21 protein-coding genes and 1 pseudogene are annotated in these 21,772 nt (G+C 72.5%); 14 read left to right on the forward strand and 8 right to left on the reverse strand.

The features are described from left to right. Window positions 1-79: 79 nt before the first annotated feature. A complete protein-coding gene (dacB, locus tag ACFZB9_RS15950; RefSeq protein WP_391447480.1) occupies window positions 80-1,735 on the forward strand; it encodes a D-alanyl-D-alanine carboxypeptidase/D-alanyl-D-alanine-endopeptidase in 1,656 nt (551 codons plus the stop codon). 85 nt (window positions 1,736-1,820) lie between these two features. Here the strand turns inward: dacB and ACFZB9_RS15955 are convergent, their stop codons facing one another. The 4 genes from ACFZB9_RS15955 to ACFZB9_RS15970 all read right to left on the reverse strand — a co-directional run bounded on the left by ACFZB9_RS15955 (window position 1,821) and on the right by ACFZB9_RS15970 (window position 5,929). Continuing rightward, entirely contained in the window at window positions 1,821-2,525 is a 705-nt protein-coding gene (locus ACFZB9_RS15955; protein ID WP_391447481.1) for a hypothetical protein, read from the reverse strand. A 212-nt stretch (window positions 2,526-2,737) separates the two neighbouring features. Next, window positions 2,738-4,117, reverse strand: a complete 1,380-nt coding sequence (locus tag ACFZB9_RS15960; RefSeq protein ID WP_391447483.1) for a glycoside hydrolase family 10 protein — start codon at window positions 4,115-4,117, stop codon at window positions 2,738-2,740. A gap of 123 nt (window positions 4,118-4,240) precedes the next feature. Then, window positions 4,241-5,539 (reverse strand): flavin-dependent oxidoreductase, encoded by a 1,299-nt coding sequence (locus ACFZB9_RS15965; RefSeq protein ID WP_391447484.1) that lies wholly within the window; start codon window positions 5,537-5,539, stop codon window positions 4,241-4,243. 3 nt (window positions 5,540-5,542) lie between these two features. After that, on the reverse strand, window positions 5,543-5,929 hold the full coding sequence (locus tag ACFZB9_RS15970; protein WP_391447485.1) for a YybH family protein: 387 nt from the start codon (window positions 5,927-5,929) through the stop codon (window positions 5,543-5,545). A gap of 105 nt (window positions 5,930-6,034) precedes the next feature. Between ACFZB9_RS15970 and ACFZB9_RS15975 the strand changes: the two genes are divergently transcribed. The 5 genes from ACFZB9_RS15975 (at window position 6,035) to ACFZB9_RS15995 (ending at window position 9,107) form a co-directional block, all read left to right on the forward strand. Further along, a complete protein-coding gene (locus tag ACFZB9_RS15975) occupies window positions 6,035-6,916 on the forward strand; it encodes a LysR family transcriptional regulator (RefSeq protein WP_391447487.1) in 882 nt (293 codons plus the stop codon). A 35-nt stretch (window positions 6,917-6,951) separates the two neighbouring features. After that, complete coding sequence (locus ACFZB9_RS15980) at window positions 6,952-7,119, forward strand: hypothetical protein (RefSeq protein WP_391447489.1); 168 nt, start codon at window positions 6,952-6,954, stop codon at window positions 7,117-7,119. Between the two features lie 74 nt (window positions 7,120-7,193). After that, complete coding sequence (locus tag ACFZB9_RS15985; protein ID WP_391447491.1) at window positions 7,194-7,397, forward strand: hypothetical protein; 204 nt, start codon at window positions 7,194-7,196, stop codon at window positions 7,395-7,397. 96 nt (window positions 7,398-7,493) lie between these two features. Then, window positions 7,494-8,675, forward strand: a complete 1,182-nt coding sequence (gene tuf / locus ACFZB9_RS15990; protein ID WP_391447493.1) for an elongation factor Tu — start codon at window positions 7,494-7,496, stop codon at window positions 8,673-8,675. A 78-nt stretch (window positions 8,676-8,753) separates the two neighbouring features. Beyond that, window positions 8,754-9,107: an oxygenase MpaB family protein gene (locus ACFZB9_RS15995; protein WP_391447495.1), complete on the forward strand. Its 354-nt coding sequence runs from the start codon at window positions 8,754-8,756 to the stop codon at window positions 9,105-9,107. A 9-nt stretch (window positions 9,108-9,116) separates the two neighbouring features. Here ACFZB9_RS15995 and ACFZB9_RS16000 read toward each other — a convergent pair whose 3' ends face one another. Further along, entirely contained in the window at window positions 9,117-9,683 is a 567-nt protein-coding gene (locus ACFZB9_RS16000) for a helix-turn-helix domain-containing protein (protein ID WP_391447496.1), read from the reverse strand. Between the two features lie 103 nt (window positions 9,684-9,786). Between ACFZB9_RS16000 and ACFZB9_RS16005 the strand changes: the two genes are divergently transcribed. From ACFZB9_RS16005 to ACFZB9_RS16020, 4 genes are all read left to right on the forward strand, one after another. Next, complete coding sequence (locus ACFZB9_RS16005) at window positions 9,787-10,728, forward strand: class I SAM-dependent methyltransferase (RefSeq protein WP_391447498.1); 942 nt, start codon at window positions 9,787-9,789, stop codon at window positions 10,726-10,728. A 608-nt stretch (window positions 10,729-11,336) separates the two neighbouring features. After that, a complete protein-coding gene (locus ACFZB9_RS16010; protein ID WP_391447499.1) occupies window positions 11,337-12,497 on the forward strand; it encodes a GNAT family N-acetyltransferase in 1,161 nt (386 codons plus the stop codon). Continuing rightward, window positions 12,494-13,693 (forward strand): acyl-protein synthase, encoded by a 1,200-nt coding sequence (locus ACFZB9_RS16015; RefSeq protein WP_391447502.1) that lies wholly within the window; start codon window positions 12,494-12,496, stop codon window positions 13,691-13,693. Before ACFZB9_RS16010 ends, ACFZB9_RS16015 begins: the two co-directional genes overlap by 4 nt. Continuing rightward, a complete protein-coding gene (locus ACFZB9_RS16020; protein WP_391447505.1) occupies window positions 13,690-16,236 on the forward strand; it encodes an acyl-CoA reductase in 2,547 nt (848 codons plus the stop codon). The genes ACFZB9_RS16015 and ACFZB9_RS16020 overlap by 4 nt, the downstream gene beginning before the upstream one ends. Window positions 16,237-16,295: 59 nt before the next feature. Here the strand turns inward: ACFZB9_RS16020 and ACFZB9_RS16025 are convergent, their stop codons facing one another. Further along, on the reverse strand, window positions 16,296-17,570 hold the full coding sequence (locus ACFZB9_RS16025) for a phenylacetate--CoA ligase family protein (RefSeq protein ID WP_391447506.1): 1,275 nt from the start codon (window positions 17,568-17,570) through the stop codon (window positions 16,296-16,298). A 139-nt stretch (window positions 17,571-17,709) separates the two neighbouring features. On the opposite strand from ACFZB9_RS16025, the gene ACFZB9_RS16030 reads away from it, so the two are divergent. The 3 genes and pseudogenes from ACFZB9_RS16030 to ACFZB9_RS16040 all read left to right on the forward strand — a co-directional run. Next, window positions 17,710-18,267, forward strand: a complete 558-nt coding sequence (locus ACFZB9_RS16030) for a GNAT family N-acetyltransferase (protein ID WP_391447508.1) — start codon at window positions 17,710-17,712, stop codon at window positions 18,265-18,267. Window positions 18,268-18,350: 83 nt separating this feature from the next. After that, window positions 18,351-18,545, forward strand: coding sequence for a hypothetical protein (locus ACFZB9_RS16035; RefSeq protein ID WP_391447510.1), 195 nt, complete (start codon window positions 18,351-18,353; stop codon window positions 18,543-18,545). A gap of 15 nt (window positions 18,546-18,560) precedes the next feature. After that, window positions 18,561-18,725: pseudogene (locus tag ACFZB9_RS16040) on the forward strand (hypothetical protein); the annotation flags it as partial. On the opposite strand, the gene ACFZB9_RS16045 reads toward ACFZB9_RS16040, so the two are convergent. Further along, window positions 18,657-19,736 carry a bile acid:sodium symporter family protein gene (locus ACFZB9_RS16045; protein ID WP_391447512.1) on the reverse strand — a complete coding sequence of 360 codons (1,080 nt, stop codon included), beginning with the start codon at window positions 19,734-19,736 and terminating at the stop codon, window positions 18,657-18,659. The pseudogene ACFZB9_RS16040 and the gene ACFZB9_RS16045 sit on opposite strands and share 69 nt — an antisense overlap. Before the next feature lie 126 nt (window positions 19,737-19,862). On the opposite strand from ACFZB9_RS16045, the gene ACFZB9_RS16050 reads away from it, so the two are divergent. Next, window positions 19,863-20,741: a LysR substrate-binding domain-containing protein gene (locus tag ACFZB9_RS16050; RefSeq protein ID WP_391447514.1), complete on the forward strand. Its 879-nt coding sequence runs from the start codon at window positions 19,863-19,865 to the stop codon at window positions 20,739-20,741. Between the two features lie 31 nt (window positions 20,742-20,772). Here ACFZB9_RS16050 and ACFZB9_RS16055 read toward each other — a convergent pair whose 3' ends face one another. Further along, complete coding sequence (locus ACFZB9_RS16055) at window positions 20,773-21,414, reverse strand: hypothetical protein (protein WP_391447516.1); 642 nt, start codon at window positions 21,412-21,414, stop codon at window positions 20,773-20,775. Window positions 21,415-21,772 lie beyond the last annotated feature (358 nt).

Here is a 21,772-nt window from a genome sequence, read left to right on the forward strand (position 1 = left end):
CGTACCCGGCGCGGTATGTCTGGCGGAGCTGATCCCCCGTCAGAACGGTGCCGGTACCCGGCCCAGAACAGGTGCGCTCATGAGCTTGCTCCCCAGACTTTCGAGGTTCGGCCGTGGGCGCGGCCGGGCCACCGCCCTCACCCTGCTGCTGACCACGGCCCTGACGGCCGGCGCGGCGCTGACGGCCGGCGCGGCGCTGACGGCCGGTGCGGCGCTGACGACGGCCGGGCGGGACGACGGCCTGAGCCAGGACATCCGCGCGATCATGGCCAAGCCGGCCTACCAGCACGCCCAGTGGGGCCTGCTGGAGGTCGACGACTCGACCGGTCGGATCGTCCACTCGCAGTACCCGGACCAGTTCTTCATCCCCGGTTCGACGGCGAAGCTGCTCAGCGTCTCGGGCGCCTGGCACGCGCTCGGCGGGGACCACCGGTTCAGCACGCCCGTGCAGGCCCTCGGCGAGCGCGACGGTTCGACGCTGAACGGCTCGCTGGCGCTGGTCGCGCAGGGCGACCTCACCATGGGCGGGCGGACCAAGCCGGACGGCACGGTGGACTTCACCACCTACGACCACACCTACGCCAACGACGTCCCCTTCGCGACGCTCACCCCCGAGGACCCGCTGGCCGGGCTGAACCAGATCGCCCAGCAGGTGCGCCAGTCGGGGATCACCCAGGTGAACGGGGACGTGGCGGTCGACTCGCGGCTGTTCACCTCGTTCCCGGACCTGGACCCGACGCCGACCCCGCTGATCATCAACGACAACCTGATCGACCTGCTGACCACCCCGACCGCTCCCGGCCGGCCGGCCCAGCTCAGTTGGCGTCCCCAGGTCGCGCCCTACCAGGTGGACTCGACGGTGCAGACGGTCGCCGCAGGGGGCAGTACCAACATCACGGTGACCGCCTCGCCGGACGGCACCCACATCAGCCTGTCGGGCACGATCGCGGCCGACGCGCAGCCGCTGCTGCGGGTCTCCACCATCCAGGACCCGGACACCTTCGGCCGCACCGCGCTGATCGAGGCGCTGGCCCGGGCGGGGGTCACGGTGACGGCCGCACCGACCGGACCCAACCCCACCGGGCTGTTGCCCGACTCCTATGACGGCACGCAGCGGGTGGCCGCCTACGTCTCGCCGGACTACGCCCAGTACGCGCGGCTGATCTTCAAGGTCAGCCACAACCTGGGGGCGAACCTGGCCGTCTGCCTGATGGCCGTCACGGCGGGCAGCCACCAGTGCATCGACGGCTTCCCGGTGCTGAACGACTTCCTGCGCCAGGCCGGCGTCGACCCGACCCAGGCCCAACTGCTGGACGGGCGCGGCGGGAACCCGGTCGACCGGGTCACCCCGCGGGCGATCAACCAGATCCTGCACTACTGGCAGGGGACGCCGGAGGCGACCCGGTTCCAGCTGGCGCAGCCGATCCTCGGGGTGGACGGCCTGCTGGCCGATGTGTGCGTGGGGTCCGCGACCTGTCCCGGCAAGGGCAAGGTGTGGGCCAAGACCGGCGCCGTGGCCGGGCTCGACGCGCTCAACAACCGCCTGGCGGCCGGTGCCATGACCATCGGCGGCTACCTCGACGCGGGCCACGGCTGCCTGCACACCTTCTACCTGGCCGTGAACGGCGCCTCGACGCCCAGCACCGACATCAACGGCATCACCGACATCGGCAACGACCTGGCCCGGATCGCGGGCCTGCTCCAGGAGCAGGCCCAGGCGCGGGACGGGGCCTGACCTGCGCACAGGTCTCCGCAGACCTGCGCAGTGCAGGGACGACGGCCTCGCGGACCCGCAGCGGGTCCGCGAGGCCGTCACCGTGTCAGCTGGCCTTCCAGGCCAGCGAGGTGTTGTCCTTGTTCATCCACAGGATGTACTTGATCGGCTTGTCGCTCGGGGCGAGGTAGACCGCGCACTCGTGCTCGGTCTGACCCTTGACGAAGTTGGCGCCGCCGACCGGGACGTCACTGGAGCACTTGGGGAACGAGCTCAGCAGGTCGAGCTTGGGCGCCTGGGTCTGGGCGTCGAGCATCGCGCGCAGCTGGAGGTTGAAGTACGGCTCGAAGATCCCGTTGCCACCGGTGTGGGTGTAGCTGACCGAGACGTAGTACGGCGTCTTGCCCGTGGTCTGGTCCGGCTTGAGGTCGAACTTGGCCAGGTCGGCGATGTCGCCCTTGACGATCTTCACCGGGCCGATGGCGAGCGAGATGTCGCCCTGCTGGTGGTCGGTGAAGACGCCGTTGGCCTGCGCACCGGCCGCCAGGGCGCCGGGGAAGGCGTCGCCCGCGGGTGCGGCGGCGGACTTCGAGGCGCTCGGGGTGGCCGGCGAGGTCGGGGCGCCGGTCGGTGCGGCGCCGGACGGCGCGGTGCTGCTGCCGGGGTGGAAGGCCGGGGTGCTCGCGGCGGTGGCCGGTGCGCTGGTGGTGCTGCCGGTGGCGGTGGTCTCGTCCGGGCCGCACCCGGTCAGCAGCAGCGTCAGCGCCGCCGCGGTCGGAACGGCGGCGCGCAGGAGCGTGGTGGTACGCATAAGAACGAAGTCCCCCATGAAAAGGATGGTCCAGTCGCGGGGGCATGGTGGAACTCGGTTCGGCGCCCCCGCGCGCACTGACGGACCGCGAGGCTGCGGTGCGTCGGCCCATGACTGTAGCGGAGGGGCGGGTGTGGCTGCTGTGGCGTTTGGGTGGAGCGGAGGTGGCGGAGGCCTCGCAGGCGCCTGGTATGTCCGTTTCCCGGTGCCCGTCAGTGCGGCGGTCTCACCCGGGTCTGGTAGTGGTCGGTGACGACCTGGCGCATCGCCCCGATCGGATCCCCGGCCACGTCACCGGCGGTGAAGAAGATGTTGCCGCGCACCTCGGGGAGGTCCTGGGTGAGGGTCAGGTGTCGGGAGAGCTCGGCCGGGTCCTGCCACGGCGCCGACTGGTCCGGGTCGCCGGCCTTGTAGAGCGCCTCGCCGAGGTGGAGCAGGGTGTCGGTGCCGCGCACCACCTGGGCCCACCAGGGGGCCAGCTCGGCGTAGTCGCAGGCGGCGAAGCCGATGGACCAGTAGAGCTGCGGGGCGATGTAGTCGAGCCAGCCGTTGCGCACCCAGCCGCGGGAGTCGGCGCAGAGGTCGTCGTACGAGGTCAGGCCGCCGTGGGTGTCGGAGCCCAGCGGATCGGTGGAGCGCTCGCGCCAGACCCCGAACGGGGAGATCCCGAACCGCGCCGGGCGCCGGGGCCGGCCCGAACCGGTGGACGGCGAGCGGTTCAGCTCGGCGATCCGCGCCGCGGTCTCGCGCACCAGCTGGTCGACGTTGTCGCGCCGCCAGGCGGCCCGGTCGGGGAAGTCGCCGCCGTGGCTGCGGTAGGCGTCGTCGTCGTCGAAGACCTCACCGGCGACGGGGTAGGGGTAGAAGTAGTCGTCGAAGTGGACGCCGTCCACGTCGTAGCGGGCGACCGCGTCGAGGATCGCGTCCTGCACGAAGCGGCGCACCTCGGGCAGGCCCGGGTTGTAGAACAGCGAACCGGCGTACGGCACCACCCAGTCGGGGTGCTGCCGGGCGGGGTGGTCGGGGACCAGCTGCGCGGGGTCGGGCTGGGTGGCGATCCGGTACGGGTTGAACCAGGCGTGCAGCTCCAGGTCCCGGGCGTGGGCCTCGCGGACGGCGAAGTCCAGCGGGTCCCAGCCGGGATCGCGGCCCTGGACGCCGGTCAGCACCGCCGCCCACGGCTCGTACGGTGAGGGCCAGAGCGCGTCGGCCGTGGAACGGACCTGCAGGATCACGGCGTTGAGGCGGTGATCGACCGCGGTGTCGAGCAGGGCGAGCAGCTCCTGCCGCTGGGTCTCGGCCGGCAGACCGGGCCGGCTGGGCCAGTCGCGGTTGAAGACGGTGGTCAGCCACATGCCGCGGAACTGCGTGGGCGTCTGGTCGGCCTCGGGCGCGGCTGCGGGGTCGGGGGCCGTGGAATCGGTGGCTGTGGGGTCGGTGGCCGTGGAATCGGTGGCTGCGGGGTCGGTGGCCGTGGGGCCGCCGTCCGCCGCGTGGGCCGGGCGGGCGCCGAGCCCGCCGGCCGCGGCCAGCGCCGCCGCGCCGGCCGCCGCGGTCAGGGTGCGGCGGGAGACGTTGCTCGAAGGGGACATCCGCCCAGTCTCATGAGCGGCGGTCGGGCCCGCCGGGGCGCAACGCCGGGCCGCCACGGATGGCGGCCACGGATGGCCCAGCGCGTACGGGGCGGGCCGGGGCGGGCCGGTGCGGGCGATGCGCTAATGGTCGGGGGTCACGGTGGCGGGTCGGCTGAACGAGGGGCGGTTGTTGAGGACTTCGACGTCGCTGCCGGTGGTGCGGCGGTAGGTGTCGGTGATCCGGGCGAGCTCGGCCGGGGTGCGCCCGCCGTCCCGGTGCATGGCGCGGTTGGCCCGTACGACGGCCGCGGTGGCCTCCCGCCGGGCGCTCTCGTAGCGCGTCAGGCCGGTGGGCAGGTCGTCGGCGGCGCCCGCCAGCTCGTAGGCGAGCACCCGGGCGTCGACGATGGCCTGGGAGGCGCCGTTGGCCCCGACCGGGTACATCGGGTGGGCGGCGTCGCCGAGCAGCGTCACCCGGCCGTGGCCCCAGGACGGCAGCGGCTCGCGGTCGATCATCGGGTACTCCAGGATCTCCTCGGCGCCGGCCAGCAGCCCGGGCACGTCGAGCCAGTCGAGCGCCCAGTCCCGGTAGTACGGCAGCACCTCCGCCAGTGCTCCCGGCCGGCTCCAGGCCGCGTCGTCGGCCATCGGCCCGGGCTCGCCGGTGCGCACCTGGCAGACCCAGTTGATCCGGCCCCGGCCGATCGGGTAGGCGATGATCTCCACGTCCCCGTCGCGCACGATCACCGCCGATCTGCCGGTGAGGAACGGCTCGGCCAGGGTCACCCCGCGCCACATCCGGATCCCGGACCAGAGCAACGGGCCGCCCTGTGGGTGCAGTTGGGCGCGTACGGCGGAGTGCAGCCCGTCCGCCCCGATCAGTGCCGAGGCCCGGGCCTGTTCCTGCTGCCCGCTCGCCCGGTCCAACAGCCGTACCTGGAGGGCGCCTTGGTTGCCGTGTCGGTCGCCGCCCCGGTTGCCGTGTTGGTCGCCGCCTCGGTTGCCGTGTTGGCCGCCGCCTCGGTTGCCGCGCTGGGCGTCGTCCTGCTCGAAGCCGAGCAGCCGGACCCCGGTGCGCACCGCGTCCGCGCCCAGCCGTTCGCGCACGGCCGCGAGCAGCATCAGCTGCAACTCCCCGCGGTGCACGGAGTACTGCGGCCAGTGGTAGCCCTGCGCCGTGCCGCGCGGTTCGGCGAAGAGCCGGCGGCCGGACGCGTCGCAGTACACCATCTCGGCCGACTCGACGCCGAGCGCGGCCAGTTCCTCGCCGAGCCCGAGTTCGGTGAGCTCGCGCACCGCGTGCGGCAGCAGGTTGATCCCGACGCCGAGCGGCCGGATCTCCCGTGAACTCTCCACCACGGCCGCCTCGATGCCGACGGCGTGCAGGCTCAGTGCGGCGGTCAGCCCGCCGATCCCGGCCCCTGCGATCAGTATCGTCATCGGTCAGCTCGCCGCCTTTGTGTCGCCGGCGGGCCGGGTCTCCGGGCGGTCTATGATCCGCAGCCAACTGCCGTCCGGTTGCTGACGGTTGACCTGTACCCGGCCGCCGGTTCCGTCCGCGGCCCGGGTGGCGGTGAGGGACAGGTCGCCGTACCGGACGGTGGGCAACGGCTCCTCCACCGCGAAGGGCCGCGGCGCGTGTTCGAGCATCCGCTCGCAGACGGCGCGGATCGCCTCCCGGCCGACCGTGACCGAGCCCGGCGGGTAGGCGAGCACGGCGTCCGGCGCATAGAGCTCGGCCAGCCCGGCGGCGTCGCCGGCGTTCGCCCGGGCCACGAAGAGGCGGGCCAAGTCCTCTGGGGTGTAGGCACGTTCGCGTATCTCGGTCATGATCAGGCTCCTCGGTCCGGTCCTTCTCGCTGCTGTCCTCCACTCTGCTGCGAAGCCCGTCAGAAGTCCAAGATCTGGATCTTCTCCTTGCTAGAATCAGTGGTTATGGAACTGCGCCAGCTGGAGTACTTCGTCACGGTGGCCGAACAGCGGAACTTCACCAGGGCCGCCGAGCTGCTGCACGTGGCGCAGCCCGGGGTCAGCGCGCAGATCCGCAAGCTGGAGCGCGAGTTGGGCGAGGAGCTGCTGGACCGCTCCGGGCGCGAGGTGCGGCCGACCGCGGTGGGCGAGGCCGTGCTGCCCTACGCCCGGGCGGCGCTCGCGGCGGTGGCCGGCGCCCGCTCGGTGGTCGACGAGCTGGCGGGGCTGGTCCGCGGGCACCTCTCGGTGGGCACCGTGACCTCGCACAGCGTCGACCTGCCCGGCCTGCTGGCGAACTTCCACCAGGCCTACCCGGAGGTCGAGATCACCTTGGCCGAGGCCAACACCGACCAGCTGCTGGAGGGCCTGCGGACCGGGCGGCTGGACGCGGCGATCGTCAGCCTGGGCGGCGAGTCCCCGCCGGACCTGGAGTTCCTGGTGGTCGACGACCAGCCCCTGGTGGCCGCCGTCAGCCACGACCACGAACTCGCCCTGCACGACGTCATCTCGCTGGACACCCTGCGCGGCCGCCCGCTGATCAGCCTGCCGCGCGGCACCGGCCTGCGCGCCCGCCTGGACGAGGCCTGCGCCGCGGCCGGCTTCGTCCCGAAGATCGCCTTCGAGGCCAGCTACCCCGAGGTGCTCGCCCAGCTGGCCGCCCGCGGCCTGGGGGCGGCGATCCTGCCCGGCTCCTTCGCCGCGACGCGCGCGGAGCAGCTGCGGGTGATCACCATCAACCGCCCGGCGCTGCGCGGGCGTCTCGTCTTCGCCTGGCGCTCCGGCGGCCCCGACAGCCCCGCGGCGCGCGCTCTGGTCACGCGCGCACGGGAGGTGCTGGGCAGCTGATCGCCGAGCTGCTCGCGACCGGGCTCAAGGACGACGTGATCGCCGAGCGCGCGGGCCTGTCCGTCCGTTCCTGCCGCCGGCACATCGCGGAGCTGATGGACCGGCTCGGCGCCCGCAGCCGCTTCCAGGCCGGGGTGATCGCCGTTCAGCGCGGCCTGATCGGCGCGCGGCCGACCCGGGGCCAGGAGTCCAGCGAGGTCTGAGCGGGCGCGGATGCCCTGCGGGCGCGCGGAAAATCAGTGGCGCGTCAATCCGCCGCAGAGGCAGGATGGTTCGCATGTTCCAGCACGCCATCGCCGAGTTCCCCGCAGTCGCGGGCGCGATGGCCGCTGCCCTGGCCCTGGCAGTCGCAACCGCAGCTGTCGCCGCTCTCGACGGCGCAGCCGAGCCCGACGGTGCAGCCGCGCTTGACGGCGCGACCGCATTCGACGGTGCAGCCGCATTCGACGGTGCAGCCGCATTCGGCGGCGCCCGAAGCTGACCTTCCCCGGGACGTCCCGGGACCTCGGACGGGGAAGGTCGGCCCGTCGCAGAGGTCCCGTCCACTCGCAGGACGACTCCAGGAGAAGATCCCGCCATGGCCAAGCAGGCCTTCGTGCGCACCAAGCCGCACCTCAACATCGGCACCATGGGTCACGTCGACCACGGCAAGACCACCCTCACCGCCGCCATCACCAAGGTCCTCGCCGAGCGCGGCGGCAGCACCTTCGTCCCGTTCGACCGGATCGACCGGGCCCCGGAGGAGGCCGCCCGCGGCATCACCATCAACATCTCGCACGTGGAGTACGAGACGGCGACCCGGCACTACGCCCACGTGGACATGCCCGGGCACGCCGACTTCGTGAAGAACATGATCACCGGCGCCGCCCAGCTGGACGGCGCGATCCTGGTCGTCTCGGCGCAGGACGGGGTGATGCCGCAGACCGCCGAGCACGTGCTGCTGGCCCGTCAGGTCGGCGTCGAGCACATCGTCGTCGCGCTGAACAAGGCCGACGCCGGCGACCCCGAGCTGCTCGAACTGGTCGAGCTGGAGGTCCGCGAGCTGCTGAGCGCCCACGGCTACGACGGCGCCGGGCTGCCGGTGGTGCGGGTCTCCGGGCTGCGCGCCCTCGCGGGCGACCCGTTCTGGTCGGTGGCGCTGCTGGAGCTGCTGGACGCGGTGGACACCTACGTCCCCACGCCGGTGCGCTACACCGAGGCGCCGTTCCTGCTCCCGGTGGAGAACGTGCTCACCATCACCGGGCGCGGCACGGTGGTCACCGGCGCCGTCGAGCGCGGCCGGGTGCGCCTGGGCGACCGGGTGGAGGTGCTCGGCTACGGCTCGGAGGTGGTCTCCACGGTCACCGGCGTCGAGACTTTCGGGCGCACCATGGAGTCCGCCGAGGCGGGCGACAACGTCGCGCTGCTGCTGCGCGGGGTGCAGCGCGGGGAGGTCCGGCGCGGTCAGGTGGTGGTGGCGGTGGGCAGTGCCTCGGTGCACACCCGGTTCACCGCGCGCGTGCACCTGCTCTCGACGGCCGAGGGCGGCCGCCGCACGCCGATCAGCAGCGGCTACCGGCCGCAGTTCTACCTGCGCACGGGCGATGTGGTCGGCGACGTCGAGCCGGCCGAGGGCCACGGCCCGGTGCAGCCGGGGGAGACCGTCGAGATGACGGTGACCCTCGGCCAGCCGGTCCCGGTCGAGCCCGGCCTCGGCTTCGCGGTCCGCGAGGGCGGCCGCACGGTGGCCGCGGGCGCGGTGCTCACCGTGCTCGAGTAGCGGTGCTCACCGTGCTCGAGTAGCAGCCCGTCCGGGCAGGCGTCCGTCCGGGCAGCCGTCCGGACGGGCGCCGCGCTGGTGGCCGAGCGGCTGGGCGCGGTCGGGGTGCCGGGCTCGCGGGCCGAGGTGGCGCGGTACTTCGCCGCCGTCCGTCCGCACCTGCGTGCCACGCCCGCCGCGCTGGAATGTCTGCGGTTCCTGCGCGGCTTCGGGCGCAGCCCGCGCGAACGGGCCACCACCAGGCTGGTGATGAACGGGGCGATCGGCCTGCTGCCCGGGTGGGCGCGGGCGGAGCTCGGGGTGCGCCGGCCGGCGGTGATCCGGCTGGGGGTGGACCGGCCGATAGCGCGGGGGATCAGCCGGACCCTGGTGTGGGTCTGCGGGCCGTCCGAGATCCAGCGCGCGGTGCGGCGGCGGGTGGCGGCCGCGTAGCGCGGGCTCTCAGTTGCCGCGCGGGCGGGCGCGCACGTGCATGCGCTCGCCCTGCGGGCCGAACAGGCTGAGCACCTCCACCGGCGCGTCCCCGGTGCTGCCGAACCAGTGCGGGACCCGGGTGTCGAACTCGGCCGCCTCGCCGGTCCGCAGCAGCAGATCGTGCTCGGCCAGTACCAGGCGCAGCGTGCCGCCGAGCACGTAGAGCCACTCGTAGCCCTCGTGGGTCCGCAGGTCGGGGGTGGTGCGGGTGGCGTTGATGATCATCTTGAAGGCCTGCAGCCCGCCCGGGTGCTGGCTCAGCGGCAGCACCGTGGAGTCCCCGTGCTTGACCGGCTTGAGCCGCACCCGGGGGTCGCCCACCGGTGGGGCGCCGACCAGCTCGTCCAGCGGGACCTGGTGGGCCTGGGCGATCGGCAGCAGCAGCTCCAGGGTGGGCTTGCGCTGCCCGGTCTCCAGCCGGGACAGGGTGCTGACCGAGATCCCGGTGGTCTGCGAGAGCGCGGCCAGGGTGCAGTCCCGTTCGAGGCGGATGCTCTTGAGCCGCGGTCCGACGGCGGCGAGGACGTCTTCCATGCCCTCCATTGGACACGATTGCTGAACTGGCAACAAGGTTTGCCACCTCCTGTCTGCCGGGTGCACTGTCGAGGCAGATCCGCACGCCGACGGAGGTAGCACGATGAACCGCGACCACAAGCACGGCCACAAGCACGGCCACAACCAGGGCCAGGGCCAGGGCCACAGCCACAGCCACACGCACACCCACGACGACGACTTCGACTGGGACGCGATGGCCGACCTGCTGGTGCTCGAAGGGGAGGCGCACGGCCCGTACGTCCAGCAGGCCATCGCCGAACTCCAGCGGCTGACGGCGCACGGCGAGCGGACGCCGCGCCGGATCCTGGACATCGGCAGCGGCCCCGGCGTCGCGGCCTGCCGGCTGGCGGCGGCCTTCCCGGTGGCCGAGGTCACCGCCGTGGACGGCAGCGGGCAGCTGCTGGCCCGAGCCGGGCAGCGGGCCGCGCGACTCGGGGTGGGGCTGCGGACCCGGCAGGCCGAGTTCCCGTCCGGCCTGGCCGAGCTCGCCGAGCTGGGCGCGGCCGACATCATCTGGTCCGGCCAGGTGGTGCACCATGTCGGCGACCAGCAGGGCGCGTTGCACGCGCTCGCCGACCTGCTGGCGCCCGGCGGCGTGCTGGCCATTGTCGAGGGCGGCCTGCCGGCCCGCAGCCTGCCCCGTGACCTGGGCTTCGGACGCCCCGACCTGTTCGCCCGGCTGGACGTGGCGATGACGCACCGGTTCGCCCGGATGCGCGCCGAGCTGCCGGGTTCGGTCGCGGTGGTCGAGGACTGGCCCGGGCTGCTGCGCACCGCAGGGCTCACCGAGGTGCACAGCCGCACCTTCCTGGTGGAGCACCCCGCCCCGCTCGCCGACGGGCCGCGCCAGTTGGTGCGGGGCACCCTGGAGCGCAGCCGGCAGAGCCTCGGCGACTTCCTGGACGCCGAGGACCTGGCGACCCTGGACCGCCTGCTCGACCCCGCCGACCCGGCCTGCATCGACCGGCGGGCGGACGCGTACCTGCTGCTCGCGAAGACCGTCCACTTCGGCCGCCGCCCCTGAGACGGGAGGTCCGGCACGCGTTCGCATTCCCTGGGCATGCCAATGGGCGGCCGATCCGTGGTCGATCCGTGGTCGATCCGTGGCCGATCCGTGGCCGATCCGCAGCCGGACCGTCGGGACACGTATTTTCCGGCAGGCCGCCGGGTGGCTTTTCCGGGGAGTTCACCGGAACGTCGTGCGCCGTCCCTTGCCCCAGTGGCAAAAAGTGCGCCCACCGCTCAACTGCGCGGAATCACCGGTTCCTTGTCCGAAAACTGATGCAACCCCGGCCGGAATGCCACCGATTGGACCGGCAGGCGGTGGACATCCTGTGATCTCAGTCGCACTCGATATCCATCTCGGCAGGTCAGCGAAGTGACGCATGGTCAACTTCGTTTGCTGCCAGCTAGAGTGAGGAGGTCGGCCACGCGATCCCGTGGCCGTCTCCTCCTTTCGGCCGGCAGGCCGCCGGGCACCCCACTCCGGCGGAAATGCGGCACGGTAAGCCGCCCTACGCGGACTTCCGCATGCGACCCACCCCACCAGGGCTGCGCATTCGATCGAGAGGACTGCCCACCCTGACGTGCCGGCGTGATCCGTCGGTGCGCCGGCAAGACTGGGGATGTATTTTGACGCAGCAGTTCTCTGCTGTTCAGCAGAGTGATATCAACGGACTGTTAGCACTCTATCGACACGTCTACGGCAGCGGCTACGCGCTGCCGATCGGCACCGATCCCGCCGTGATGGCACGGGAGATCGCGGCCCCGAACACCACCTGGCTCGCCGCCCGGGAGCCGGACAGCGGCCGGATCATCGGGACCATCATCGGCACCCTCGATCCCCGCGAGCGGCTCGGCAAGCTCCAGGGGCTGGTGATCCACCCCGATGCCCGCGGCACCGGACTCGCGCACCAGGCGGTGCGCCGGCTCGCCGAGTCGCTGCTGACCGGCGACGGCGTCCGACAGCCCGCCGACTCCGTCTACGCCACCGCGCGCACCAACTCGACCGCGCCGCAACGCGTCTGCCTGAGCGCCGGGTTCCGCGCGCTGGGCATCTTCCCCAACCTGCGCAAGGCCGACGAGCACGAGACCATGGTGCTGCTCGCCAAGCACCGCCCGGGCGTGCTGGAGCGGCGGCTGCCGGTGGAGCGGGTGCCGGCGGGGCTGGCCGACCTGGTCCGCGCGCTGCACCAGGCGGTCGGCCTGGCCGAGCAGCCGCTGCCCGCGATCGACCCCGAGCCGCTTCCGCAGCGCCAACGGCGGTCCGGCGGCGTCGAGATGGAGTTCGTCGACGCGCCGCAGTTCGTGGCCCGGCGCACCGCCGAGGTGCTGCCCGATCCGGACCAGCGCTTCTACCCGTTCCACACCCCGAACGTGATGCTCTCCTCGGCGGACGGCGCCCACGAGGTCTACGCCCAGCTGAACCCCTCGGACGGCTACTGCGCGCTGATCGGCACCGCCGGCGGCGACTTCGCGACGCTCGCCCCGGTCTTCGAGACGCTGATCGTCCGGCTGGCCGAGGGCGGCGCCTCGCACATCGAGGCGCTGCTGCCGCTGGACCGCTACGAGGACCTGCGGCTGCTGCTCGCGCACGGGTTCCTGCCCGCCGCCGCCTATCCGGCGATGCGCCGCCAGGGCGAGGGGTTCCGCGACTACGTGGTGATGACCCGCAGCCTGCAGCCGCTCGACTTCCGCGGCCTGTCCATCGACGCGGCCTTCCAGCCGTTCACCGAGCAGTACATCGAGCTGTGGAAGCAGCAGTACCTCAACACGCACGAGGTGTACCAGTGAGCACAACCACCCCGGTGGACCTGGCGAGCCGCTACCTCGAACCGGTCCAGGTCCCCGATCCGGCCGCACTCGGGCACGTCCAGCAGCTCTTCGACATCGCCGAGCCCTACCTGGCCGGCCCCGAGCTCGACGAGCTCTTTGCCCAGGCGATGAACGAGTCCAACGCCTGGCACGCCGCCCGCTCGCCGTTCTTCGGCAGACTCTGGGCAGCCGGCGCGGCCGCCGGGCGGCCGCTGGAGTCGGCCGCAGACCTGGCCCGACTGCCCTTCGTGCACGCCAACTTCTTCAAGGCGCACGAGGTGGTGTCGATACCCGAGCAGGACGTCGCGATCCACCTGACCTCCTCGGGCACCACCGGGCAGAAGTCGCAGATGTTCTTCGACGACTGGACGCTGCGCAACGGGCAGCGGATCGTCGCCCGGATCTTCGACTCCTACGGCTGGCTGGGCGAGGACGAGCCGGTCAACTACCTGCTCTCCAACTACCAGCCGCGCCCCGGGCTGAACCTGGGCACCTCGTTCACCGACGAGTACCTGGCCCACTTCGCGCCGGTCCGCTCGGCCGAGTACGCGCTCAAGCACACCGGCAGCGGCCACGAGTTCGACCCGTTCGGCTGTGTGCGGGCGCTGCTGCGGTTCGCCGAGGAAGGCGCCCCGGTGCGCATCCTCGGGTTCCCCGCCTTCCTCTCCTTCACCCTCGACCGGATGCGTGAACTCGGCCTGCCGCCCATCACCTTGGACCCGCGCTCGCTGGTGGTCTACGGCGGCGGCTGGAAGGGCAACGCCGACAAGCAGGTCACCAAGCCGGAGTTGTACCGGCGCATCCACGAGCAGTTGGGCATCCCGGACGAGCGGATCAGGGACGGCTTCGGCGCGGTCGAGCACTCGGTGCTCTACATGGAGTGCGCCAACCACCGCCTGCATGTGCCCACCTGGTCGCGGATGCTGGTGCGCGACGTGCGCACCCTGCGGCCGCTGGGCCACGGCGAGCGCGGCTACGCCCAGTTCATCTCGCCCTACATCACCTCGGTGCCCGCGCAGTCGGTACTGATGGCCGACCTGGTCTCGCAGCACGCCCCCGAGGAGTGCGGCTGCGGCCTGGCCACGCCCTGGTTCACCGTGCACGGGCGGGCCGCGCTCAGCCGGAACCGCAGCTGCGCCATCGCCGCCGCCGAACTGCTCAAGGGGAACTCGTGACCACCGCAGCGCACGCCATCCGCGAAGACCAACCGCACTACTGGCAGGGCGAGTTCGTCGACGAGGCCGAGGCCGGGCGCCGCCTGGACGAGCTGGAGGCCCACGTCCGCTCGGTGCTCGCCGAGCCCCGGCTCAGCCCGCTGACCGTGCTCGCCGCCTGCGACCTGCTGTCCGCCGCGCTGCGCGACCCCGCGAGCGCGCAGACCAAGCTGCTGGCCGAGGAGTTGGCCGCTGCCCGGGTCGACGAGGCCGAGGCGGTCCGCACCCTGCGCGATGTCGCCGGGGCACTGGACCGGGAGGCGCTGGAGACCAAGCTGATGCGCGAGCTCGGCGGCACCGACCCGGGCCGGCTGGCCCGCTTCGACTTCCGCCGGGAAATCTTCGAGGGCTGGCTGCCGGTCGGCCTGCTGGTGCACGTCACGCCGGGCAATGCGCCCGCCGCCGGTGCGCTCAGCGTGATCGAAGGGCTGCTCGCCGGAAACATCAACGCGGCCAAGACCAGCGGCGATTCACGCTTCACCCAGCTGCTGCTGGCCCAGCTCGCGGCGCTCGACCCGAGCGGCGCGATCGCCCGCCGGGTGATCGTGCTGGCCTTCCCCTCCAGCCGCACCGACTGGCTGACCCGGCTGTGCGCACCCGCCGACGCGGTGGCCGCCTGGGGCGGCGAGGAGGCGCTGGCCGGGGTGGCCGAGCTGGTGCCGGCCGGCTGCCGGCTGGTCGACTGGGGCCCGAAGCTCTCCTTCGCCTACCTCACCGAGGAGCGCTGGGCGGAGCCGGGGACGTTGCGCGGGATCGCCGCCGACATCTGCCGGCTCGACCAGCAGGCCTGCTCCAGCCCGCAGTTGGTCTACCTGGACACCGAGGACCAGGCGCAGGTCTTCGCCTTCGCCGAGCGCTTCGCCGCCGTACTGGCCCAGGCGGTGGACGAGACCACGGTGCGCGAGCGCGATGTGCTGGAGAGCGCCGAGATCAGCAACACCGTGCTGGTGACCGGCCTGGAGGAGCACCTGGGCCTGACCCGGGTGCACGCCGACCCCGACGGCGACTGGCACGTGCTGGCCGACCTGCGCAGCGCGCTGCGCGCCTCCCCGCTGCACCGCACCGTCTGGGTCAAGCCGCTGCCGCGCACCAGGATCATGGAGGTGCTGCGCCCGATGCGCCGCTACCTGCAGACCGTGGGACTCGGCGCCGACCGGGCCGACACCGCCGTGCTGGCCGGACTGGTGCTGACCGCCGGCGCCCAGCGCGTCACCGTCCCCGGCAAGATGCTCGACAGCTACAACGGCGAGCCGCACGACGGCGTCTACGCGCTGCAGCGCTACAGCCGCCGGGTGGACGTCCAGCTGGACGCGCGCTTCGGCTCCGACGCCTGCCTCGACGACCTGGTGGGCGTGCGCGAGTTGACCGTGCCCCAGGTGCCGGTGACCGGGAAGAGCGAGTTCGAGCGGCTGCAGGGCGACGTCAGCCGGGCCGAGGTCTTCTTCCGCAGCGGCGGCAGCTCGGGCGCCCCCAAGCTCTCCGCCTTCGCCTGGGACGACTACCACGAGCACATGCGTTCGGGCGCCGAGGGCCTGCTGGCGGCGGGCTTCGACCCGCGCACCGACCGGTCGATGAACCTCTTCTTCAGCGGGCAGCTGGCCGGCGGGTTCCTCAGCTTCTACTCGGTGCTGGAGACCCTGCAGGCCGTGCAGTTCCCGATGGTCGCCCAGCCGGACCACGCGATGGTCGCCCGTGCGATCGTCGAGCACCGGGTGGACACCCTGTTCGGCATGCCGAACTATCTGCTGCGGGTCTTCACCGAGGGGGCGGATTCCCTGCGCGCCTATCGGGGCGTGCGGAAGATCTTCTTCGGCGGCGAGCACTTCCCGCAGCGCCAACAGCAATGGTTGCGCGAGGAGTTCGGCGTCGAGCTGATCCGCTCGGCGGCCTATGGCAGCGTGGACGCCGGACCGCTCGGCTACCAGTGCGCGGATGCCGGGGACCGGGTGCACCACCTGTTCAGCGGGGTGCAGACGCTGGAGATCCTGGACCGCACCGAGGACCGCCCGGCGGCCCCGGGCGAGGCCGGGCGGCTGGTCTTCACCGCGCACACCCGGCGCGGCCAGCGGCTGGACCGCTACGAGGTCGGCGACCTCGGCCGCTGGATCGAGGGCCACTGCCCGTGCGGCCGGCGCACCCCGCGCTTCGAACTGCTCGGCCGCTTCGGCGACATCTTCCGGGCCGGCGGGCACTTCCTCAACTACCGCCGCTTCGTGACGATCGCACAGGAGGCACTGGACCACGTGGGCGCGGTCCAGGTGGTGGTCGAGGACGCCGGTGCCTCGGGGACGAGGCTGACCGTCCTGCTGGGCGACTTCGACGCCGGCGACCGCAGCGCCGAGCGGCCGGCCGAGGCCTTCCTGGCGGAGTACCCGCAACTCGCGGTCGACGTCCTGCACGACCGCGTGGTCGAGCTGCACGTCAAGGCGGCGCCGGCGGACGCCTTGGCCCGTACCGAGGCCAGTGGCAAGCTCCGTGAGGTGGTCGACCTGCGGGTCGGCTGACCTCCTCGTGCGGCGGGGGTGACGGCAACCGCCGTCACCCCCGCCGTCTCCGTCCGCTCTCAGCCCAGCCGCTCGTCCAGCAGCCGGACCGCCTTGCCGCTGCGCGGGTTGACGGTCAGGCCGGTCGGGCCGACCCACTCCACGGCCACCGGGTGGATCGCCCCGCGCGCCACCTGGTCGGTGAAGAGCGGTCGGCGCACGTCCAGTTGCTCGATGACGGCGGCCTCCAGCGCGTCCCGCCCGGCGGCCTGCGGGGTGCTGTCGGCCAGCCGCAGGGTCATCTGGTCACGTCCCTCGAAGTGGCGCACCACCACCTGGAGGCCGCCGATCCGGCCCTCGGTGTCGGTGTCGGTCACCAGCGCCCGCAGGTCCTCCAGGAAGATGCTCACCGGCCCGACCCGGGCCCCCTCCTCGGCCCGGCCCAGCAGCCGGAAGGTGCGGCTGGGGAAGTCCACCCACTCGGCCAGGTCGCCCACCGGGTAGCGGATCATCGGCGTCAGCCGCCGCACCAGGTCGGTGGCCACCACCCGCCCCGGCCGCCCCGGCTCCTCGATCGGCTCACCGGTCACCGGATCCAGCAGCTCCACCACCTTCTCGGGGGTGAGGACTTGGTGCACCCGGTTGTCGAACTCCCCGGCCACAGGGGCCGCCAGCACCCCGGCGTCCACGCTCGCATAGCCGATCGAGCGGACCGTGATATTGGGGAACGCCTGCCTGATCAGCGGCAGTTGGTCGTCATGGAACGCCTCGCCACTGAACAGCGCGAGCCGGATCAGCGGCATGCTGCCCACCGTGTCCACCACCTCGCGCGCCAGCCGGGAGAGCGAGGTCGGCAGCACGGCGATCACGGTGGCGGAGAAGTCCCGCATCGTCGCCACCACCTGCTCCGGCGTGGCCGCCCCGCCGATCGGCAACTGCACGGTGGCAACCGGCGCCTCCTGGAACAGGTTGAGCGTGAAGACGAAGCTGGAGTACAACTCCCCGGCGTAGAACAGATTCGCCACCCGATCCCCGGGCTCCACCCCGGCGGCCGTCAGCCCGGCACTGAAGCGGCGTGCCATCGCCCGCCACTCGGGGCGGGTGTAGAACGAGATCCGCGGCATCCCGGTGGTCCCACCGGTCTTGAACACGATCCCGTCGGTGTGCGGCCCGGTCAGCAGCTTGCTGTCCACGACCGTATGGGCGTCCCAGAACGCGGTGTGGTCGATGAGCGGGAGCGAGGGCAGGCCGGCGACGTCCGCGGGTAGATGTGCGTAGAGGTCACGGTAGAAGGGCGAGTGCGCGCGGGCGAAGGATATGAGGTCCGCGAGGCCGCCGAGGTGAGCGTCAGTCATGGTGTCACTTCCGCCGAGTGGATGAGGACGGTGGTCCTCCGGTGATCCACTCTAGGAGGGCCGATCCCGTTACGGTCACCCGGGTCTGACGCCCCGTCTGTTGACTCTGTCCGCCCCCGATCCGCTGTACGGTGATCTCATGACAGCAGTCCACCTGACAGGCCCCCGACTGGTGCTGCGCGAGATCGAACCCGGGGACGCCGACGCGCTCCTGGACATCTACGGCGACCCCGCGGTCACCCGGCACCTCAGCTTCGGGCCGTGCACGCCCGAGCAGGTCGACCTGATCGTCGAGCGCTCGATCGCGGGGGCGGCGGAGGAGCCGCGGACGGAGTACAGCCTCGCCGTCGCCCGGGTCGACCGGCATGAACTGATCGGCTCCGTCCGCCTGGCGACCGAGCGGCAGCGGGCGGCCAGCATCGGATTCGCCCTGCACCCGGCGGTGTGGGGACAGGGGTTCGGCCCGGAGGCGGTCGCGCTGCTCTGTGCGCTGGGCTTCGACCACCTCGGCCTGCACCGCCTCTGGGCGGCGCGGTCGCCGCTCAACGAGGCGTCGGCGCGCACGCTGCTCCGGGCCGGGATGACGCAGGAGGGCCGGATCCGCGACCACTTCCTGGTCGACGGTGTCTGGCGGGACTCGATCACGTACTCGATCCTGGAGCAGGAGTGGGCGCCGATCAGCGGGCAGTGGAGTTAGCGGCCAGGCAGGCTCATTCCATCATCCCCGCAGGTCCGCGCGGCCTGAGTGATGGATCGTCAAGCTCCTGTGACCGTCGCCGCATGGCAGCCGCGAAGGTGCAGTTGGAGGCCGACCGGGTCATCGCCGAGGCCGAGTTGCGCGAGGACGTCATCGCTCTCGCCACGGAGTTGGCGAGCCGTGTCGTCGGCGAGCCTCTGGGCGAGCTGCCGCGGACCCGCGCCATCGCGGACGAGTTCTTCGCCGACACCGTGCTTGACGCGGCGTCAACCGACTGAACACGTGACGGCCAGGAGTTGAACGTCAACGACATCGGCCACGTGCTCCTGCGCACCGCCGAGCCGCCGGCCCTGGACCGCTACGCCGACAGCCGGCTGACCGGCTCGTTCCTACTGATCGACCCGGCCGACGGCAGCACCCTGACCGCCGGCATGGCCGGCGAAAGGGACCCCGAGTGAAGGCTCCTTCGCCGCACCGGCCGGCGGCTCGGCGCCCCAGCGGCGGGCGAGGACGGCGCAGACCATCAGCTGGAGTTGGTGGAAGAGCATCAGCGGCAGCACCATCAGCCCGGCGGCTGGGCCCGGGAAGAGGACGGTGGCCATCGGGACGCCGCTGGCCAGGCTCTTCTTCGAGCCGCAGAAGACGATCGTGATCAGGTCGCCCCGGTCGAAGCCGAGGCGGCGGCCGGTCAGCAGGGTGGTGGTGAGGACGAGTGCCAGCAGTGCGGCCTCGACCACGAGCAGGGCTGCCAGTCGGGGCAGCGAGAGGGCGCCCCAGACGCCGCCCACGACGGCGGCGCTGAAGGCGCTGTAGACGACGAGCAGGATCGAGCCGCGGTCGACCAGGCCGAGGACGGCGCGGTGGCGGGCCATCCGGGCGGCGATCCAGCGGCGCAGCAACTGGCCGGCGGCGAAGGGGAGCAGGAGCTGTTCGGCGATCTCCAGGACGGTGCCCGGTGAGATGCCGCCCTTGGTGTGCAGCAGGAAGGCGGCGAGCAGCGGGGTCAGGATGATGCCGAAGAGGCTGGAGAAGGTCGCGCTGCAGACCGCCGCGGCCGTGTTGCCCCGGGCGATGGAGGTGAAGGCGATCGAGGACTGCACGGTGGAGGGCAGCAGGGTCAGGAAGAGCAGGCCCTGGTAGAGCTGGGGTGACAGCACGTCCGGTACCAGCAGGCGGGCGGCCACCCCGAGCAGGGGGAAGAGGCCGAAGGTCACCGCGAGCACGGTGCCGTGCAGCCGCCACTGCTTGAGCCCCTCCCAGGCCTCCCGGGCGGAGAGCCGGGCGCCGTAGAGGAAGAAGAGGACGGCGACCGCGCCGGTGGCGGCGTCGGAGAAGGCCGGTGCGGCGGGGCCGCGGGCGGGGAGCACGGCGGCCAGTGCCACGGTGCCCAGCAGGGAGGCGATGAAGGGGTCGACCCGCGGCAGGCGCCCGGGTATTCGGGAGCGGAGTGAACGGTTCGGGCGAGGCATGGTTCTCCGCGGTAACGGTTCGGGCAGGGATGATCTCAGCCTGCCGTCCGCCCGGGTGATTGTGAATCCCGCTGGCCGCTCTCACTGCCATCATGAATCGTGATATCAGCAGATAGGATGGGTTGTGTGTTCGATCCCGTCCAGCTGAGGTCCTTTCTCGCCGTGGCCCAGACCGGCGGCTTCACCCGGGCCGCCCAGCGGCTGGGGCTGCGGCAGTCGACGGTCAGCCAGCACGTGCGGCGGCTGGAAGAGGCCGCCGGCCGCCGGCTCTTCCTGCGCGACACCCACTCCGTGCAGCTCACCAGCGAGGGCGAGGCCATGCTCGGCTTCGCCCGCACGATCCTGGAGGCGCACGAGCAGGCGCTCGGCTACTTCACCCGGACACAGGTGCGCGGGCGGGTGCGGTTCGGGGCCTCGGAGGACTTCGTCTACACCGAGCTGCCGCAGATCCTGCGGAGCTTCCGGCGGAGCAACCCCCAGGTCGATCTTGAGCTCACCGTCGGTCTCAGCGCCGTGCTCTACGAGCAACTGGCCGATGGACGGCTGGATTTGGTGCTCGGCAAGCGCCCACCGGGTGGCGACTCGCAGGGGCAGCTGGTCTGGCAGGACAGGCTGGTGTGGATCGGGGCCGAGGACCTCCGGACGGATCCGGCCGAGCCGCTGCCGCTGATCGTCTACCCGCCGCCCAGCTTCACCCGGGCCCGCGCGCTGGAGGTCTGCGAACGCGACGGGCGGCCCTGGCGGATCGCCTGCACCAGCACCAGCCTCTCCGGAGTGCGGGCCGCCGCGCTGGCGGGGCTCGGGGTGGTGCCGCACGCCCGGAGCCTGGTCCCGCCGGGCCTGCGGGTGCTGTCCGACCAGGTGGGCCTGCCGGACCTCGGCAGCACCGAGTTCGCCCTCACCACGGGACGCACCACGGCGCGCGGACCCGCCCGGGTGCTGGCCCAGGCCGTCCTCGCGGACGCGTTCCGCCTGCAGCGCGCACCGGAGCGGACGGCGCCGTGAGGCCGAGCGGACGGTGCTGCCGAGCAGTGCGTCAGCTCACGGTGGTCGAGCTGAGCACCGAGGCCGTCGCGGGGTAGCAGGCGGTCGGCACGTTGACCGTGAAGAACGCGACGGGCACGGTCGCCGAGAAGCTCAGCCCGGCGTCGGAGTAGCTGGTGCCGCCGAGGGTGGTCTGGACGGTGCTGCCGGAGGCGCCGGCCGTCAGGGTCAGGGTCAGCGCGGGCAGCGTGAAGGTGTTGCCGCCGGCGACCGAGTCGGTGACCGTCACCACCAGGTTGTTCCCGTTGATGGCCACGCTCGCGGTGCTCGGGTCGATCCCGGCACCGCCCGCGAGCGACTCGCCGTCCAGCGTGGCACCGGCGGGGATCGGGATGGTGAGCTGGATGTCGCTGATGGACTGGATGCTGTAGCCGCTGACCGTGGTGGGGACGGTCAGCGCGTCGGGGGCCAGCGTGACGGTGAACTGGCTGCCCGCGGCCACCGAGGCGGGCGCGGTGGCGTTGACGCCGGCGGCGAGGTTGAAGGTCTGTGCGGAGCCGATCGGGGGCGTCGCCTGGCAGGCGAAGCTCACCGGGGTGTCGGCGGCCGAGGCGATGGGGGCGAACAGCCCGAAGGCGGCCAGCGAGCCGGCGAGCACGATCGAGGCGCGCGAGAGGCGGGACGGCATTCTCATGTGGGGGGTCTCCTGCCCGGTGGGGACGATGGGGGCGGTGGGGAGGGCGGTGAGGGTGAGGAGGGTGGGGGAGTGAAAGGGCTTGGCCGGCCCGGTCCGTGGGGGTTTCGCGGGCCATGCCAAGCGGGTTTCAGGATGGGCGCCGAACTCGGCGGTAACAAGGCCGGCGGCCACAATGGTTGAACAAGTTTCGGCCATTTCTCGCCATTGGCCTGCCGTTCACGCGTCGTTGTGCCAGGGCAGTCGCGCCGGCCCACCGGATGACGACGGATCACCGCCGGACGAGTGCCGGACGAGTGCCGGTCCGCGGCCCGTCTCGCCGCAAGTCTTACGGCCGCTGACCAGGGGTGGAGAACAA

The organism is Kitasatospora sp. NPDC008050 (genome assembly GCF_042957465.1).
Lineage (GTDB): Bacteria > Actinomycetota > Actinomycetes > Streptomycetales > Streptomycetaceae > Kitasatospora.

Bases quoted from the DNA above. Each gene is read 5' to 3' on its own strand.
- dacB (WP_391447480.1), top strand. From the start codon at position 80: ATGAGCTTGCTCCCCAGACTTTCGAGGTTCGGCCGTGGGCGCGGCCGG.
- ACFZB9_RS15955 (WP_391447481.1), bottom strand. From the start codon at position 2,525: ATGCGTACCACCACGCTCCTGCGCGCCGCCGTTCCGACCGCGGCGGCG.
- ACFZB9_RS15960 (WP_391447483.1), bottom strand. From the start codon at position 4,117: ATGTCCCCTTCGAGCAACGTCTCCCGCCGCACCCTGACCGCGGCGGCC.
- ACFZB9_RS15965 (WP_391447484.1), bottom strand. From the start codon at position 5,539: ATGACGATACTGATCGCAGGGGCCGGGATCGGCGGGCTGACCGCCGCA.
- ACFZB9_RS15970 (WP_391447485.1), bottom strand. From the start codon at position 5,929: ATGACCGAGATACGCGAACGTGCCTACACCCCAGAGGACTTGGCCCGC.
- ACFZB9_RS15975 (WP_391447487.1), top strand. From the start codon at position 6,035: ATGGAACTGCGCCAGCTGGAGTACTTCGTCACGGTGGCCGAACAGCGG.
- ACFZB9_RS15985 (WP_391447491.1), top strand. From the start codon at position 7,194: ATGTTCCAGCACGCCATCGCCGAGTTCCCCGCAGTCGCGGGCGCGATG.
- tuf (WP_391447493.1), top strand. From the start codon at position 7,494: ATGGCCAAGCAGGCCTTCGTGCGCACCAAGCCGCACCTCAACATCGGC.
- ACFZB9_RS16000 (WP_391447496.1), bottom strand. From the start codon at position 9,683: ATGGAAGACGTCCTCGCCGCCGTCGGACCGCGGCTCAAGAGCATCCGC.
- ACFZB9_RS16005 (WP_391447498.1), top strand. From the start codon at position 9,787: ATGAACCGCGACCACAAGCACGGCCACAAGCACGGCCACAACCAGGGC.
- ACFZB9_RS16025 (WP_391447506.1), bottom strand. From the start codon at position 17,570: ATGACTGACGCTCACCTCGGCGGCCTCGCGGACCTCATATCCTTCGCC.
- ACFZB9_RS16030 (WP_391447508.1), top strand. From the start codon at position 17,710: ATGACAGCAGTCCACCTGACAGGCCCCCGACTGGTGCTGCGCGAGATC.
- ACFZB9_RS16035 (WP_391447510.1), top strand. From the start codon at position 18,351: ATGGCAGCCGCGAAGGTGCAGTTGGAGGCCGACCGGGTCATCGCCGAG.
- ACFZB9_RS16045 (WP_391447512.1), bottom strand. From the start codon at position 19,736: ATGCCTCGCCCGAACCGTTCACTCCGCTCCCGAATACCCGGGCGCCTG.
- ACFZB9_RS16055 (WP_391447516.1), bottom strand. From the start codon at position 21,414: ATGAGAATGCCGTCCCGCCTCTCGCGCGCCTCGATCGTGCTCGCCGGC.